The sequence below is a fragment of the Kribbella kalugense genome, assembly GCF_004365875.1.
GTDB lineage: Bacteria > Actinomycetota > Actinomycetes > Propionibacteriales > Kribbellaceae > Kribbella > Kribbella kalugense.
Map to the genome: position 1 here is coordinate 718888 of NZ_SODF01000001.1, position 14796 is coordinate 733683.

General features: G+C 67.5%; 10 protein-coding genes. 5 read left to right on the top strand and 5 right to left on the bottom strand.

Annotation, left to right across the window (positions count from 1 at the left end; genetic code table 11):
• Nucleotides 1–996 carry an adenosyl-hopene transferase HpnH gene (hpnH, locus tag EV650_RS03385; protein ID WP_238174255.1) on the top strand — a complete coding sequence of 332 codons (996 nt, stop codon included), beginning with the start codon at nt 1–3 and terminating at the stop codon, nt 994–996.
• Here the strand turns inward: hpnH and EV650_RS03390 are convergent.
• On the bottom strand, nt 993–2192 hold the full coding sequence (locus tag EV650_RS03390; protein WP_134115204.1) for an MFS transporter: 1200 nt from the start codon (nt 2190–2192) through the stop codon (nt 993–995). The genes hpnH and EV650_RS03390 overlap by 4 nt on opposite strands.
• Nucleotides 2193–2284: 92 nt before the next feature.
• On the opposite strand from EV650_RS03390, the gene EV650_RS03395 reads away from it, so the two are divergent.
• Complete coding sequence (locus tag EV650_RS03395) at nt 2285–2851, top strand: putative glycolipid-binding domain-containing protein (RefSeq protein WP_134115206.1); 567 nt, start codon at nt 2285–2287, stop codon at nt 2849–2851.
• Here EV650_RS03395 and EV650_RS03400 read toward each other — a convergent pair.
• From EV650_RS03400 to EV650_RS03410, 3 genes are all read right to left on the bottom strand, one after another.
• Nucleotides 2848–5190, bottom strand: coding sequence for a GH92 family glycosyl hydrolase (locus EV650_RS03400; RefSeq protein ID WP_134115208.1), 2343 nt, complete (start codon nt 5188–5190; stop codon nt 2848–2850). The genes EV650_RS03395 and EV650_RS03400 overlap by 4 nt on opposite strands.
• Nucleotides 5191–5226: 36 nt before the next feature.
• Nucleotides 5227–5793 carry a DUF305 domain-containing protein gene (locus tag EV650_RS03405; RefSeq protein WP_134115210.1) on the bottom strand — a complete coding sequence of 189 codons (567 nt, stop codon included), beginning with the start codon at nt 5791–5793 and terminating at the stop codon, nt 5227–5229.
• A gap of 61 nt (nt 5794–5854) precedes the next feature.
• Entirely contained in the window at nt 5855–6784 is a 930-nt protein-coding gene (locus tag EV650_RS03410) for a DUF1996 domain-containing protein (protein ID WP_134115212.1), read from the bottom strand.
• A 240-nt stretch (nt 6785–7024) separates the two neighbouring features.
• Here EV650_RS03410 and EV650_RS03415 point away from each other — a divergent pair, with 240 nt between their 5' ends.
• From EV650_RS03415 to EV650_RS03425, 3 genes are all read left to right on the top strand, one after another.
• Nucleotides 7025–9169 (top strand): discoidin domain-containing protein, encoded by a 2145-nt coding sequence (locus EV650_RS03415; RefSeq protein WP_134115214.1) that lies wholly within the window; start codon nt 7025–7027, stop codon nt 9167–9169.
• A gap of 18 nt (nt 9170–9187) precedes the next feature.
• Nucleotides 9188–10216 (top strand): LacI family DNA-binding transcriptional regulator, encoded by a 1029-nt coding sequence (locus EV650_RS03420; RefSeq protein WP_134115216.1) that lies wholly within the window; start codon nt 9188–9190, stop codon nt 10214–10216.
• Nucleotides 10217–10327: 111 nt separating this feature from the next.
• Nucleotides 10328–12526: a discoidin domain-containing protein gene (locus EV650_RS03425; protein WP_134115218.1), complete on the top strand. Its 2199-nt coding sequence runs from the start codon at nt 10328–10330 to the stop codon at nt 12524–12526.
• Here the strand turns inward: EV650_RS03425 and EV650_RS03430 are convergent.
• The gene (locus EV650_RS03430; RefSeq protein WP_202874353.1) at nt 12513–14780 is read right to left on the bottom strand and encodes an FUSC family protein; all 2268 of its coding nucleotides are present in this window, start codon (nt 14778–14780) and stop codon (nt 12513–12515) included. The two genes, EV650_RS03425 and EV650_RS03430, sit on opposite strands and share 14 nt — an antisense overlap.
• Between the last annotated feature and the right edge of the window lie 16 nt (nt 14781–14796).

Consider the following 14796-nt stretch of genomic DNA (forward strand, 5'->3'; position numbering starts at 1 on the left):
ATGCCGCTACGGCAGTCCATCCGCCTTGGCGGATACCTGATGAAGCAGAAGGTCCGCCGCCGGGAGAAGTTCCCGATCCTGCTCGAACTCGAACCGCTGTACGCCTGCAACCTCAAATGCGCGGGCTGCGGCAAGATCCAGCAGACCCACGACTGGCTGAAGAAGCGGATGTCGGTCGAGCAGGCGGTCGCCGCGGTCGAGGAGTGTGGCGCGCCGATGGTGTCGATCGCCGGCGGCGAACCGCTGATGCACAAGGAGATCGACGAGATCGTCCGGCAGTTGCTTGCCCGGGGCAAGATCGTGTTCCTGTGCACGAACGCCGTGCTGATGCCGAAGCACCTGCACAAGTTCGCGCCGCACAAGAACTTCGCCTGGATGGTGCACATCGACGGGCTGCGGGAGCGGCACGACCAGTCGGTGTGCAAGGACGGGGTGTTCGACGAGGCCGTTGCCGCGATCAAGCAGGCGCAGGCGGCCGGGTTCCGGGTGATGACCAACACGACGTTCTTCGACACCGACAGCCCGCAGGACGTGATCGACGTACTCGACTATCTGAACGACGACCTGGGTGTGGACAACATGCAGATCTCGCCCGGGTTCGCCTACGAGAAGGCGCCGGACCAGGAGCACTGGCTCGGCCCGGAGGAGACCCGGGCCCTGTTCCGGAAGGCGTTCGGGGACGGGCGGCGGAAGAAGTGGCGGCTGAATCACTCGCCGCTGTTCCTCGACTTCCTCGAGGGCAAGGTCGACTTCGACTGCACGGCGTGGGCGATCCCGCTGTACTCGCTGAAGGGCTGGCAGCGGCCCTGCTACCTGATGGATGACGGGTACGTCGAGACCTACCAGCAGCTCCTGGATGAGACCGACTGGAGCAGCTACGGTCGCGGCAAGGATCCGCGCTGCGCCAACTGCATGGCCCACTGCGGCTACGAACCCACCGCAGTGGTCGCCACCCTAGGCTCCCTCCGCCAGTCAATCCGAGCCGCCATCGGCTAGCGGAGACGAGCTTCCCTGACGCTCAGGATGGTGAAGGCGGCGATCGAGAGCGTGGTGAGGGCGGCGGGGATGAAGAAGACGTGGGGGAGGCCGATCGCGGCGACGCCGATGCCGCCGATGGTGCCGCCGATGGCCGAGCCCAGTGGGATCGCGCTGAGGAAGACCCCGGAGGCGGTGCCGACGCCTTCGGGGTAGAGGTGCTGGGCGATCGAGACGCCGAGCGCGCCGACGCACGCCCACAGACCGGCGGTCAGCGCCTGCCCGAGGAACAGACCGGCGACCGACGTACTGAGGGCGTACGCGAGGTTGCCGGCCAGACCGAGTACGGCGCCGACCGTCATGGCTCGTATCGGGCCGAAGCGGTCGGCGAACCGGGCCACGACGGGTAGCAGGAGCAGTTCGAGCAGCGGCTGGATGCCGATCACGGCACCACGAACCGAGTCGGAGACGTGCAGCTGCTCGGCCATGTAGATCGGCAGGTAGCCGAACTTGATGGTGTCGCCGGTCATCGCCAGTACGCAGACCGCGGTGAACACCAGCAACGGCATCATGTGGTCGATCTGCCGTCGTTCCGGTCTCTCAATGAGAGTCGGGTCGTCGAAGCGTTCGACCCGTTGCCCGCCGAGCGGGATCATCTGACCGAACACGCAGACCGCGGTCCCGACCAGCAGCGCTCGCAGCCCGAACGCCCCACCGAACCAGCTGCCGAACACCGGCCCAATGATCCAGCCCGCGGTGAACGCCATCCGGATCGTCGCGATGATCCGGTTCTCGACCCGGGTCGGGTGGCGACTCAGCTCGTCACGGCACGCGGCGAACAGCGTGGCCATCGACCCACCGGCAACGCTGAGCGCCACGGCGCTGACGACGAACGGGATCCAGACCGCGTTCGCCGCCGCCATCGCCAGCCAGCCGATGCCACCGACCATCGAACACAGCCGGAACCACAGCAGCCGGTCCTGGGTCCGGTCAGACCACCGCCCGACCAGGAATCCGGCCAGCGGCGCGGCCAGGTTCGTTACGTAGTACAGCCCGGCGACCGGCAACGGCGTACCGAGGTCGCGGACCAGAAAGAGCGTCAGCTGTGGGGTTGCTGCCGACATGCCGATCCCGGCGATGAGTAACGACAGGAACGCCGAGCGGTAGAACCGCGACCGGAGCACGATGCCCAGGGCCGACTCCGACCGATCCAGCATCCACCCCTCCACGGAAAGCGCCTGCCGAGAACGATAGGCGCTTCCTCCGCCGGGCGCCGGATTGTGTCAGTCCTCGAACATAGGCTCTGGTCATGGACCTGCTTGCGATGCCCTCAGCCGCCTCGTGGACGCACGTTGGGGTGCGGGTCGGTTTCGAGGTGCTGTTCGTCGATCACCACCGGCTGCGCGGCCGTACGTCGGCTCGCGAGGGAGCCTCGACCTGGTACGTCGGTTATCAGATCGACGTCGACGCGGATTGGCGGACGAGGTCCGTGCATGCGGTGAACTCGACAGCGTCGGGGGATCGGGAGGTCGTGCTTGAGCGGACGGCAGATCGCTGGACTGTAGACGGGGTGGCGCGGCCCGACCTCGACGGGTGTCGGGACGTGGACTTCGAGTCGTCGGCGGTGACGAACACGTTGCCGGTCCACCGGCTTCCGTTTGTCCTCGGCGAGACCTTCGAGGTTCCGGCCGCGTTCGTCCAGGCGGATGACCTGAGCGTGATCCGGATCGAGCAGCGGTACGCGTTGCTGAGCTCCGACGAGCAGCACCACGTGTTCCGCTACGAGTCCGCGACGTTCGACTTCGAATGCGACCTGATGTACGACGCCTCGGGCCTCGTGCTGGACTACCCAGGCATCGCGATCCGCGACCGTTAGTGGTCGATCGGCGCCGTTCCCCAACTGGACGGCGTGGCGCCCATCCCGACGGTGATCCGTCCACCGCGGTTGACGAACGACTCGGGCAGCCACGACTCGGCCCGCGGCCGACCGTTCAGAGTGAGCGATTGGACGTACTGGTTCGCGTCCGAGGTGGACGGCGCCTCGACGGTCAGTCGTACGCCGTTGCTCCGCCGTACCTCGACCTTCGGGAACAGCGGACTGCCGACCAGCAGTTCCGCCCGTCCCTGGGTCTGCGGGAACAGGCCGATGGACGCGAAGATGTACCAGGCGGACAGCGTGCCCAGATCATCGTTCCCCGGCAGCCCGGACGGACCAGTTCCGTACACGGTGTCCACGATCTCCCGAGTCGTCTCCTGCGTCTTCGACGGCGCACCGAGCCCGTTGTAGAGCCACGGAGCGTGCAGCCCCGGCTCGTTGGTCGGGTCGTACCGCAGCGGACTGCCGCCCTTGACCGCCCAGTTGCCGTCGGCATCATGGAAGAACGTGTCGAGCCGCTGCACCGCGGCCGCATCCCCACCCATCAACGAGGCGAGACCCGACACGTCTTGCGGAACCATCCAGGTGTACGTCGACGTGGTGCCCTGAGCGAATCCGACATCGGTCGACGGGCTGAATCCGTCCTGCCAGCTGCCGTCCGCCTTCCGCGCCCGCTGGTATCCAACGGCCGGGTCGAAGGTGTTCTTCCACCAGCTACCGCGGTCCTTCAGATCGGTGACATCGGCACCGATCCGCGTACCCCACTGAGCGAGCGAGTAGTCCGCCAGAGAGTTCTCCAGCGTCTCGGCGGCGCCGCCCCAGCAGTGGCAGGCGTCCTGCGGCGCGTAGTGCTTGGCGAGGTAGGTGTTCAGCGCCGGTCGTTGCCCGGTGCATTGTCCTGGGCAACCACCGTCGTTCTCGGCGTCGGGGTTCTGGACCCGGGCCTGATGAGCGAGCGAGTCGAACGCGCCGCGAACGTCGAAGTTCCGTACGCCCATCGCGGCGAACGTCGCCAGCGTCGGCGCGGCCGGGTCGCCGGTCATCACATGAGTGTCGCCGTTGTTGTGGAGCCAACGGTCCCAGATCCCGTTGTTTTGCTGGGCAAACTGGTACATCGACTGCGCAAAGTCACCCGCGACATCGGGCTTGAGCAGCGCGAGCAGCTGGATGTGGGCGCGGTACTGGTCCCAGCCGGAGAACGTTCCGTACTGCGCTCGCTGCCCGGGTGCGAGTCGATGGATCTTCTGATCGGAGCCCAGGTAGCGTCCGTCGACGTCGTTGAACACGTTCGGCTGCAGCAGCGTGTGATAGAGCGCGGTGTAGAAGGTGGTGCGCTGGGCGTCGGTCCCGCCGGTGACGCGGATCACGTTCAGCTCGCGCTGCCAGTCGGCGTACCCGTCGCTGGCGACCTTGTCGACGGTTGCGTTCGGCTTGAGTTCGGCGCGCAGGTTCTGCTCGGCGCCGGCCAGGCTGACGTACGAGATGCCGAGCCGCATCCGGACCGCGGCGCCTGGCGCGAACGTCACGTAGCCACCGGAGCCGCGACCGGCACGGTCCGCGCCGGTGGCGTAGCCCTCGCCGCCGGTGGCGTGGGTGCTCCCGGGCGTCAGGGTGCTGTCCTTCCAGGTGCCGTTGGCAACGATCGGCTGGTCGAAGGACGCGGTGAAGTACAGCCGGTAGTAGGTCTTGCGGTTGTTCGTGCCGCCGTTCGCCCGCCGCCCGCAGAACGCACCGGTCAGCACTGACCCGGTCACCTTGCGGTGGCTCGCGTCGATGGTCACCTCGGCGTCCTCGCTGCCGTTGAGCGAGTTCGACGTACGGAACAGCAGGTTGGCGGCCTGATCACTCGGGAACGTGAATTCGCCGACGCCGGCGCGGGTCGTCACGGCGAGATCGGTCTTGACGCCCGAGTCGAGCGTCACGGTGTAGCGGCCGGGGCGGGCGGTCTCGTTCTCGTGCTTGAAGTTCGTGGCGTACTTCGCGTCCGTGGTGTCGGCGGTCGGCGAGGAGTCGACGGCCCCGGTGATCGGCATGATCGGGATATCGCCCGCAGCTCCCGGGTTGCAGCCGGCACCACTGAGGTGGGTGAGGCTGAAGCCGCGGACCCGGGTCGTGTCGTACTGGTACCCGTTCGCGGCACCCGTACTGGTCTGGTCGCCCCGGGTACTGGTCGGACTCCACGAGATCATCCCGAACGGCCGCACCGCCCCCGGCCAGGTCGTCCCGTCCCGCGCGGACCCGATCATCGGGTCGACGTACGACGCCGGATCTAGGGAAGCATGCGCCGGTACTGCGGGGACCAGCAGAGCAACCGTGAGACCAAGAGCGACCAAGCGCATGCGACAGCCTTCCGTGGGCGGAGACGGAACTGGCTATCACGATAAAGGAGTTTGGTGACCAACGCCTGATGTGCGGACGAACACGAGTTGTTGGGTGCGAGCCTTCTCGATCCGGGTGGCGAGCGTTTTGAGGGCGGGGGAATGACCGGCGGCCTTGACACTGCGGGTGACCAGCGCGGACTGACTGAGATGGTCCTGGATCTCCGAGGCCAGGACCTTGTCGAAGGCAGCGCCCCTGAGATTGCCGATGGCAACCACCTCGTCGGCGGTCATCATGCCCGGCATGTCGTGACCCTCGTGCAGGTTGCTGGTAGGCAGTCCGGCTTGGGTGCGAAGGGCAACGAGCTGCTGGAGTTCTGTCCGGTGACCGGGAGCGAGTTGCGCGGCGAGTCGGCGTACGGCGGGGTTGGTGGAGTGGGTCGGGGCGAGGTCGAGGATCTGCAGGAACTGTTGGTCCATCGGGATCATCAGCTCGAGCCAGGCGGCGTCGGTGGGGTTGTAGGCGGGGTTGACGGTGGCTGTTGGTGGGGGCGGCTGGGTGGCGGGGGCCGCGCAGGCGGTCAGGACGCCGAGGAGGAGCAGGGCGGTGAGCCGGAGAGGCATGAGAGTTCCCAGGGATCGACCTGCGGTGCCGGGGTCTGCCCACGCCCGGCACCGCAGGAGGTTAGGGCCGGCCGGGGAGGCGGTAGTTGTCGCCGAGGGCCTGGCCGCGGTCGGGCTTGTACAGGTCGAACCCGCGCGAGTCGCACTGCAGACCACCGTTGATGCAGTGGCTCACCAGGGCAGCGAGAGTTGGCGGGTCCCAGGCGTTGAAGAAGTCGTAGTGCCAGGAGAATCCGCGACCGCTGGCCAGCCGGATCCCGGCCAGGTCACCGTCGGCCGGGAACGCGATCTTGAACTCAAGCATCGGCACGGGGACCGGATGCGTCGAGGGGCAGACGCCGTTGACCGGGTACGCCATGTGGCTCTTGTGGTCGGCGGAGTCGAGGTCGTGGCCGTTCCAGCAACTCGGTGCCTGGTAGCGGATGTTGAGTTGAGTACCTGCGGGACAGCTGACCGGGAAGTCCCAGTTGTGGAAGCTGTCTCCACACTCCCAGCCCTCGACGGCGCCCGGTGCGGTCCGGAACGCGTCCTCGGTGGCAGCCGGGCTGCCGACGACGAACCGGATGCCCTGCGGGAACGGCTGGACCGCCTGGTAGTCGAGGATGCCGGACTTGTAGTAGATGGTCTGTGCCCAGGTCTGGATCACCGGCTGGTCGCCGCGGAACATCGTCGGCCACCAGTAAGCGGACAGGTCGTCGGGGTTGAGGCACGTGGTCGAGTAGGCGCCGGCAGCGTTCAGGCTGTCGAGCGTCGTGGCCGCGTTCGTCGTCGTGTTGCCGACGAAGCTGTGTTCGTGGGAAGCGCCCGGCATGTTCGGGAACACGATCGGGTCGTCGGTTGCGCGGTGGTGGACCGTGCAGTTGACCTGGAACTCGTGATGCGTGACCAGGTCGTCGGCCTGCGCGGACGAGCCGGTCAGGGCGGTCAGCAGGGCGGCGATCACGCCGGCGGCGGCGCCACCGGCATACAGGACTTTCTTTCTGGGGAACACGGAACTCCTCCGGTCGGGGGGATTCCGCGGGGGCGGTGGATCGGGCAGCCCGCGGGTGGACGAATCGCGGGAGAGCGCTCTCTGAAACACCTTGTTCCGGCCGTCGAGTGGTGTCAACCCTCCGCCGGTTCCGGAACCAGCTGAGCGTGATCGAGGCATTGACAACCGGTGATGAGGTCGGGAACATCGGAGCCGCGAGAGAGCGCTCTCTCATCTCTCTCCCGAAGGAGTTCCGCCCCGATGAAACTCTTCTCATTCACGGCCGTCACGGCGGCAGGCCTGTTGTTGCTGGGCAGCCTGGTCCAGCCGGCGGCTGCCCACGAAACGTCCGCCCAGGCTGGAAGTCTGCTCTCACAGGGAAAGCCGGTCACGGCGTCGTCCAGCGAAGGTGCGGGTACGCCGGCTTCGGCCGCGGTCGACGGTGATCTCGGCACCCGGTGGTCGAGCACGTTCGCGGATCCGCAGTGGTTGCAGGTCGACCTCGGCGCCACCGACACGATCGACCAGGTCGTGCTGCGCTGGGAAGCGGCGTACGCGACGGGCTACCGGATCGAGGTGTCGGCCGACGGGCAGCAGTGGAATCCGATCTACAGCACGACCACCGGCCACGGCGGGACCGAGACGCTCGCGGTGAACGGCACCGGTCGCTACGTGCGGTTCTACGGGACCCAGCGCGTCGGCGGCTACGGTTACTCGCTCTGGGAGTTCCAGGTCTACGGCACGCCCGGGACCAGCGGACCGCCGCCTGGTTCGGGCACCGTCCGCGTCGCCGGCAGCCAAGGCAACTGGCAGCTGCTGGTGAACGATGCGCCGTGGACCGTCAAGGGTCTGACTTGGGGGCCTCCGGCAACAGAAGCGGCGCAACGACTGCCCGAACTGAAGTCGATCGGCGTCAACACCGTGCGTACGTGGGGGACTGACGCGAGCTCCAAGCCGCTCTTCGATGCCGCGGCTGCGAACGGCATGCGAGTGGTTGTCGGCTACTGGCTCCAACCTGGTGGTGGACCCGGCAGCGGTGGTTGCGTCAACTACGTCACCGACACGAACTACAAGACCACGATGCTCGGCGAGATCCAGCGCTGGACGACGGAGTACAAGGACAACCAAGGCGTCCTGTTGTGGGACGTAGGCAACGAGTCCGTGCTCGGGCTGCAGAACTGCTACTCGGGCGCCGAGCTCGAGCAGCAGCGGATCGCGTACGCCACGTTCGTCAATGACGGCGCCAAGGCGATCCACGCGATCGACCCGAACCACCCGGTCACGTCAACGGACGCGTGGACGGGAGCGTGGCCGTACTTCAAGCAGTACGCACCCGACCTCGACCTGCTCGCGGTCAACTCGTACGGGCACGTCTGTCAGGTCAAGCAGGACTGGATCGACGGCGGTTACAACAAGCCCTACATCCTCACCGAGAGCGGACCGGCCGGTGAGTGGGAGGTGCCGAACGACGCGAACGGCGTACCGAACCAGTCGACCGACGTACAGAAGCGGGACGGTTACACGCAAGCGTGGAACTGCATCATCGGGCACACTGGCGTCGCACTGGGCGCCACGCTGTTCCACTACGGCAGCGAGAACGACTTCGGCGCAGTCTGGTTCAACCTCACGCCCGGCAACGAGAAGAGCCTCGCTTGGTACGCCGTTCGGCAGGCGTACGGCGGTCCGTCCGGTGGGAACACGGCTCCGGTGATCACTAACATGACGCTGAGCCGGACCACCGATGTACCGGCTGGCGGGACGATCACGGTCAACGTGGCCGTCAGTGATCCCGATGGCGATGCGCTCACGCACGAGTTCAAGGTTGGCGGGAAGTACATCGACGGGAGTGGTGCGCTCGTGACGACGTCGTCGAGTGGGAACGGGCCGTTCACGGTCACGGTGCCGCAGCGGCTCGGGGTGTGGAAGTTGTACGACTACGTCCGTGACGGGCATGGCAACGTGGGGATCGAGACTCGGTCGTTCCGGGTGGTCGCGCCGCCGGTGCAAGGGACGAATGTGGCCCGCGGAAAGCCGGCGACGGCTTCGTCGTACCAGCAGGTCGGCGACGGTGCGCCGTACCCGCCGTCGAACGTGACCGATGGGAACAACACGACTCGGTGGGCCAGCGACTGGGCCGATCCGCAATGGGTGCAGGTCGATCTCGGACAGGTGACCGCCTTCGATCACCTCCAACTGGTCTGGGAGTCGGCGTACGCGCGGGCGTATCGGATCGAGGTGTCCGACGACGGCAACAACTGGCGAGAGCTCTACAGCACCACTGACGCCAACGGTGACGTCGACGACCTCGCGGTCGGCGGCTCCGGGCGCTACGTCCGGCTGACCGGCACCCAACGCGGGACCGGGTTCGGCTACTCCCTCTACGAGTTCGGTGTGTACAAACAGTGAGAGATACGATCCGGTCCCATGACGAGTGAGGCATCGCGTCGTACGCCGACCTTGGAAGATGTAGCCAAGGCCGCCGGTGTCTCGCGCGCCACTGTGTCTCGGGTCGTCAACGGGATCACCTCGGTCGATCCGCGGATCCGGACCGTGGTGACGCAGGCGATCGAGGCCACCGGGTACATCCCGAACGCCGCGGCCCGGACGCTGGTCAATCGGCGCTCCGGGACCGTGGCGCTGGTGATCTCCGGGTCCGACGGGTCGGCCGACCAGATCTTCCGGGATCCGTTCTTCGGGCGGATCGCCGGGGGAGTGGTCCGGCACCTGCGGTCCGGCGGGATGCATCCGACCCTGATGCTCGCCGACTCCGACCAGGCCCGGCGGGACGCGGTCGACTTCGTCCGCCGGGGCAACGCGGACGGCGCCTTGCTGGTGTCGACGCACGCCGGGGATCTGCTGCCCCGGTTGTTCGTCGACGCCGGCATCCCGGCCGTCCTGTTCGCGCGGCCCGCGGTCCCGGTGCCGATCAGCTTCGTCGACCTGGACCACGAGGCCGGCGCGGCCCTCGCTGCCGACCGGCTGGCCGACCTCGGCTGCCGCCGGGTCGTGACAATCGCCGGCCCAGCCGATCTGCCTGCTGCGAACGACCGGTTGTCCGGGTTCCAGCGTGCGATGGAACGACGCGGCGTGCCGTACGTCGATGTTGTCCGCGGCAACTTCACCGCGGAGAGTGGCGAGCAGGCGATGGCCGAGCTGCTCGACGCGGTCCCGGATGCCGATGGCGTGTTCGCGGCGAACGACCTGATGGCGGTCGGCGCGCTCCGGGTGCTGCACGAACGCGGTCGGTCGGTGCCGGGCGACGTCGCGCTGATCGGCTTCGACGACAGCGAACCCGCGCTGATGGCACGGCCGCGGCTGACCACGGTCGCCCAGCCGGTCGAGGACATGGCCGCGCGAATGACCGCGATCCTGCTGGACCAGCTTGGTACGCCGGCCACCAAGCTGACCTCGGTCGTCTTCACCCCGGAACTGATCATCCGCGAATCCGCCTAGCGGTTCCGGAACAGTTCCGGGAACGGCAGCCCCTTGACACTGCCTCGCGCGGACGACGACTCTCGAAGAGAGCGCTCTCTCAGTAACCGCCCCAACTGATTGGTCCGCCCCATGTCCCTGAAACTCCTGCGCTGTCTCGTCGCGCTGCTACTCGTTGCCGGCGGCATCGGCGCTGGTGACGCCGTGGCCGCCGTCGACGCCTGTGGAACCACGAACGCCGCCCTCAACCACCCAGCGACCGCCTCGTCCACCGAGAACGCCGGCCTCCCCGCCTCCGCCGCGGTCGACGGAAATCCCGGCACCCGCTGGGGGAGCGCGTTCTCCGATCCCCAGTGGCTGCAGGTCGATCTCGGTTCCAGCGTCGCGGTCTGCCAGATCGGGCTCAGCTGGGAAGCGGCGTACGGCAAGTCGTTCCGGATCGAGTTGTCGGACGACGCCAGTACCTGGCACCAGATCTACGCGACGACCACCGGCACTGGCGGCAACCAGACGCTCGATGTCACCGGCAACGGCCGGTACCTCCGGATCACCGGCACCGAACGCGGCACCGGGTACGGGTACTCGCTGTGGGAGGTCGCAGTGCACACCACCGACGACGGCAGCGGCCCGGTCGTACCGCCGACCGACCCGGCAAACCCGGACCTCGGGCCGAACGTTTCTGTCTTCACCCCGAGCACCCCGCAGGCCGACATGCAGAACCGGCTGAACCAGATCGCCGCCGAGATGCACACCAACCAGTTCGGCACCCAGCGGTACGCCGTCCTGTGGAAGCCTGGCACGTACACCGCGGACGTCAACCTCGGCTTCTACACGCAGGCGGCAGGCCTCGGCCTGTCACCTGACGACGTCAACCTCAACGGCCACGTCCGGGTCGAGGCGGACTGGCTCCAGCAAGGTGACGACCCGAACAACAAGGGCAACGCGACCCAGAACTTCTGGCGGTCCGCCGAGAACCTCTCGGTCACCACGCCGCCCGGTCAGATCGAGCGCTGGGCCGTCTCGCAAGCGGCGCCGTACCGGCGGATGCACCTCAAGGGCGCGCCGGAGATCCAGCTCTGGAACGGCGGCGACGGCTGGGCCAGCGGCGGACTGTTCGCCGACACCAAGATCGACAACACCGTGGTCTCCGGGTCGCAGCAGCAGTGGATGTCGCGCAACTCCGAGTTCGGCGGTTGGAACGGTTCAGTCTGGAACATGGTCTTCACCGGGACCACCGGCGCACCGCCGCAGAACTTCCCGAACCCGTCCCACACGGTCGTCGGCCAGACGCCGACGGTTCGCGAGAAGCCGTTCCTGTACGTCGATGCTGCCGGCAACTACAACGTGTTCGTCCCGGCGCTGCGATCCAACTCGGCGGGCACCAGCTGGTCGCACGGACCGGCGGCCGGAACATCGATCAGCCTCGCCGACTTCTACGTCGTCAAGCCCGGTGCGACCGCTGCAACGATCAACGCTGCCCTCGACGAGGGCAAGCATCTCCTGTTCACTCCGGGCATCTACCACCTGGACGACACGATCCGGGTCACCCACCCGAACACCGTCGTACTCGGCCTGGGGTTGGCCACGTTGACCCCGGATACCGGCCAGCCGGCGATCAGTGTCGCCGACGTCGACGGGGTCAACCTCGCCGGTCTGCTGGTCGATGCCGGTCCGGTCAACTCTCCGGTCCTGATCCAGGTCGGTCCGCCCGGTTCGACCGCGAGCCACGCGGCGAACCCGACCTCGCTGCACGATGTGTACGTGCGGATCGGCGGAGCCCACGTCGGCAAGGCGACGGTCAGTCTTCAGGTCAACAGCAACGACGTGATCGGCGATCACCTCTGGCTGTGGCGCGGCGACCACGGTGACGGCGTCGGCTGGAACGTGAACACCGCCGCCAACGGATTGGTTGTCAACGGCAACAACGTGACGATGTACGGGTTGTTCGTCGAGCACTACCAGCAGTACGAGGTGCTCTGGAACGGGAACGGCGGCCGCACGTACTTCTTCCAGAACGAGTTCCCGTACGACGTCCCGGACCAGGCCTCGTGGTCGAGCGGCGGTGGAACGCAGGGCTGGGCGGCGTACAAGGTCGCGGACAACGTCACGTCGCACGAGGCATGGGGCGTCGGCAGCTACTGCTTCTTCAGCCCGAACACGTCGATCGTGGCCTCCCATTCGTTCGAGGTGCCGAACACGGCGGGCGTCCGTTTCCACGACCTGGTGTCGGTCTCACTCGGCGGCGTCGGCACCATCGCCAACGTCATCAACAACACCGGCGGCACCGCCAACACAGCCAACCAGCAGCGCTACCTGGTCAACTACCCATGACGCTGGTGTGGCTGGCGGCTGTGGCGAGACTGGGTTGGAGGCGGCGCAGGACTTCTAGGTGATCGCTGGTCCAGAGGATGCGGATGGCGGTCGGTGTGGCTCTGCCGTTCTCGTCGTGGAGGTCTCGGCGTACTGCTTCGAGGAGCTGGGCTTTGGTGGAGTGGTCAGGTGCCACGGGTTTCGGCACCTGACCCTGGCCCTCCAGCGCGGTCGCCAGGTCGGCGTACCACTGCCGGATGGCCTCAGCCAGCACGATCAGCTCGCTGTGCGCAGCGATCCGATCGGCCAGCGGCAAATCGTCGTCCACGAAGGTTTCCCACAACTCGAGTACTGCGTCAGCGACCAAGCGGACTCCGACCACGCCGGTGACCAGCGTGGTCGCGTCGCTCAGTGGAGTGGACTTCGCGCCGCGTTCGGCGAGGTAGGTGCGGAAGGCGTCGTCCAGTCGCCGGGCCGCGGCCGCGGCCCGGCGACCGTCTCGCGGAGATCCGGGGGCTGTGCCTGGATTACAGCATGCGACGGCGTAGTCGACCGCGTTCAGTAGGTATTGGGCGCTGTCGGCGTACGCCTCGGCGAGGGCCTTGTCGACGGCGGAGGTCGCGCCGCGCGGCCAGAAGAACAGGCCGACGACCAGGCTGACGGCGCAGCCGAGCGCGATGTCCTCGATCCGGAACAGGATCAGCGACCAGCCTTCCGGCTGGGCGATGTTGAAGAGGATCACCAGCGTGACGGTGAACGCGGCCTGTCCGGTGGCGAACGAGATCGCGGCCGGGACGATTCCCGCGATCAGCACCGCGATCGGCAACAGGATCCACAGCACCGTGGTGTCGGTCCCGATGAGTTGGAGTAGACCGGCGCCGACGATCGAGCCGACGACGGTGCCGGCGAGCGCCCGGAACGCGTTCTGACCGGTGTTGAGCGCGTTGGATCGCAGTACCGACAAGGCGCCGAGGATGACCCAGAACGCGTGCTGTACGCCGGTCACGTCCGCCAGCGCGACCGCGATCGCCAGACCGACGGCGCCGCGGATGCTGTTGTGTAGCCAGACCGAGTGCGGCTCGATGTGCGCGGTCGCGCGTTCTACTGCACTGGCGAACGGGCTGGTCAGCGAACCGGGTTCGCGACCGAGGAGGCGGTCCGGCCAGCTGCGTCGGTCGGCGGCCCGGGCGACCTCGATGTTCTGCGCGATCTGCAGTACGCCGAAGGAGATCTCCTGCGCCCGGAAGGAGACGTTCAGACTGCCGAAGAACTCGTGCATGTCCGAGTCAGCGGCAGCCGGCAACCGACCCACCGCACTCTCCTCCAACGCACTGACGGCTTTGCGCAAGTCGTCAGCCGCGGTGTGCAGCTCCGCTGTGCCGAGCCGCGGGTCCGCGAGCACGTCTGCACACAGCTCCAGTACGGTCGCAGCCGCCAGCCGGACCGCGGAGGATTCGGGATCCCGCGCCGATTCCGGCAATGTCGCAGGGGAGCCTTCGTCGAGGATCGTGCTCAGCCAAGTCAGCTCGTCGACGAGCCTGACCAACGCCCGGGAGCCGGTCGACAGCCCGGTCGGACGGTACGGCGTCGCGGTGAAGGTACGCCGGAGTTCCTCGGTGGCGGCGGTCGTCGCCTGACCAACCAGACGGCAGGTCTGCAGGCTGGAGCCGGTCGAGAAGTGCTCGGCGTCAGCCCGCAGCTGCTTCGCGGCGGCCCGACAGACCTGGGCCGCCGGCGCGACCAGCGGATCGACAGTCATCCGCGGCCAGAGCAGCCGGACCGCGAGGATCGCCGCACAGCCCGCGATGGCCACGCCGGCCAGCCGTTGCGGCAGGAGCGACAGCGGAGCGGGCGTCGATACGGAGAGGATGAACGCGAGCAACAACGACGTACTCGCACCTGCGAGGACCGAGCTGACCACGCCGGAGAACAGCACCAGGAACGCGACGACGACCGTGGCCAGGGTCGCGGTCCACACCGACTGTCCGGCAAGCGTTCCCAACGAGACGAGCACCAGCCACGCCACTGCGAGTCCGAGGTGCGCCCGCAGCCGCTGAATCGCCGTACCGGAGAAGTCGACCAGCAGCAGCATCGCAAAGGCACCGAAGGCGGCGAACGTCGCCACGATCGGCGCGTGCAGGACCTGTGCACAGAACGCGAACAACGACGGCATCACCAACGCCGTCCGTGCCGCGCGCCGGGTCGCGGCCAGGCCAGGATCCCGCCGCCGCAACCAACCTGTGAGCCGCCCAGCGAGCGTCGTCACCCTAGCCACGACCGAAGCATCGCAC

What these genes read in the sequence shown, in the direction of transcription:
- hpnH (WP_238174255.1), top strand. Translation starts at nt 1, where the DNA reads ATGCCGCTACGGCAGTCCATCCGCCTTGGCGGATACCTGATGAAGCAG.
- EV650_RS03390 (WP_134115204.1), bottom strand. Translation starts at nt 2,192, where the DNA reads ATGCTGGATCGGTCGGAGTCGGCCCTGGGCATCGTGCTCCGGTCGCGG.
- EV650_RS03395 (WP_134115206.1), top strand. Translation starts at nt 2,285, where the DNA reads ATGGACCTGCTTGCGATGCCCTCAGCCGCCTCGTGGACGCACGTTGGG.
- EV650_RS03400 (WP_134115208.1), bottom strand. Translation starts at nt 5,190, where the DNA reads ATGCGCTTGGTCGCTCTTGGTCTCACGGTTGCTCTGCTGGTCCCCGCA.
- EV650_RS03405 (WP_134115210.1), bottom strand. Translation starts at nt 5,793, where the DNA reads ATGCCTCTCCGGCTCACCGCCCTGCTCCTCCTCGGCGTCCTGACCGCC.
- EV650_RS03415 (WP_134115214.1), top strand. Translation starts at nt 7,025, where the DNA reads ATGAAACTCTTCTCATTCACGGCCGTCACGGCGGCAGGCCTGTTGTTG.
- EV650_RS03420 (WP_134115216.1), top strand. Translation starts at nt 9,188, where the DNA reads ATGACGAGTGAGGCATCGCGTCGTACGCCGACCTTGGAAGATGTAGCC.
- EV650_RS03425 (WP_134115218.1), top strand. Translation starts at nt 10,328, where the DNA reads ATGTCCCTGAAACTCCTGCGCTGTCTCGTCGCGCTGCTACTCGTTGCC.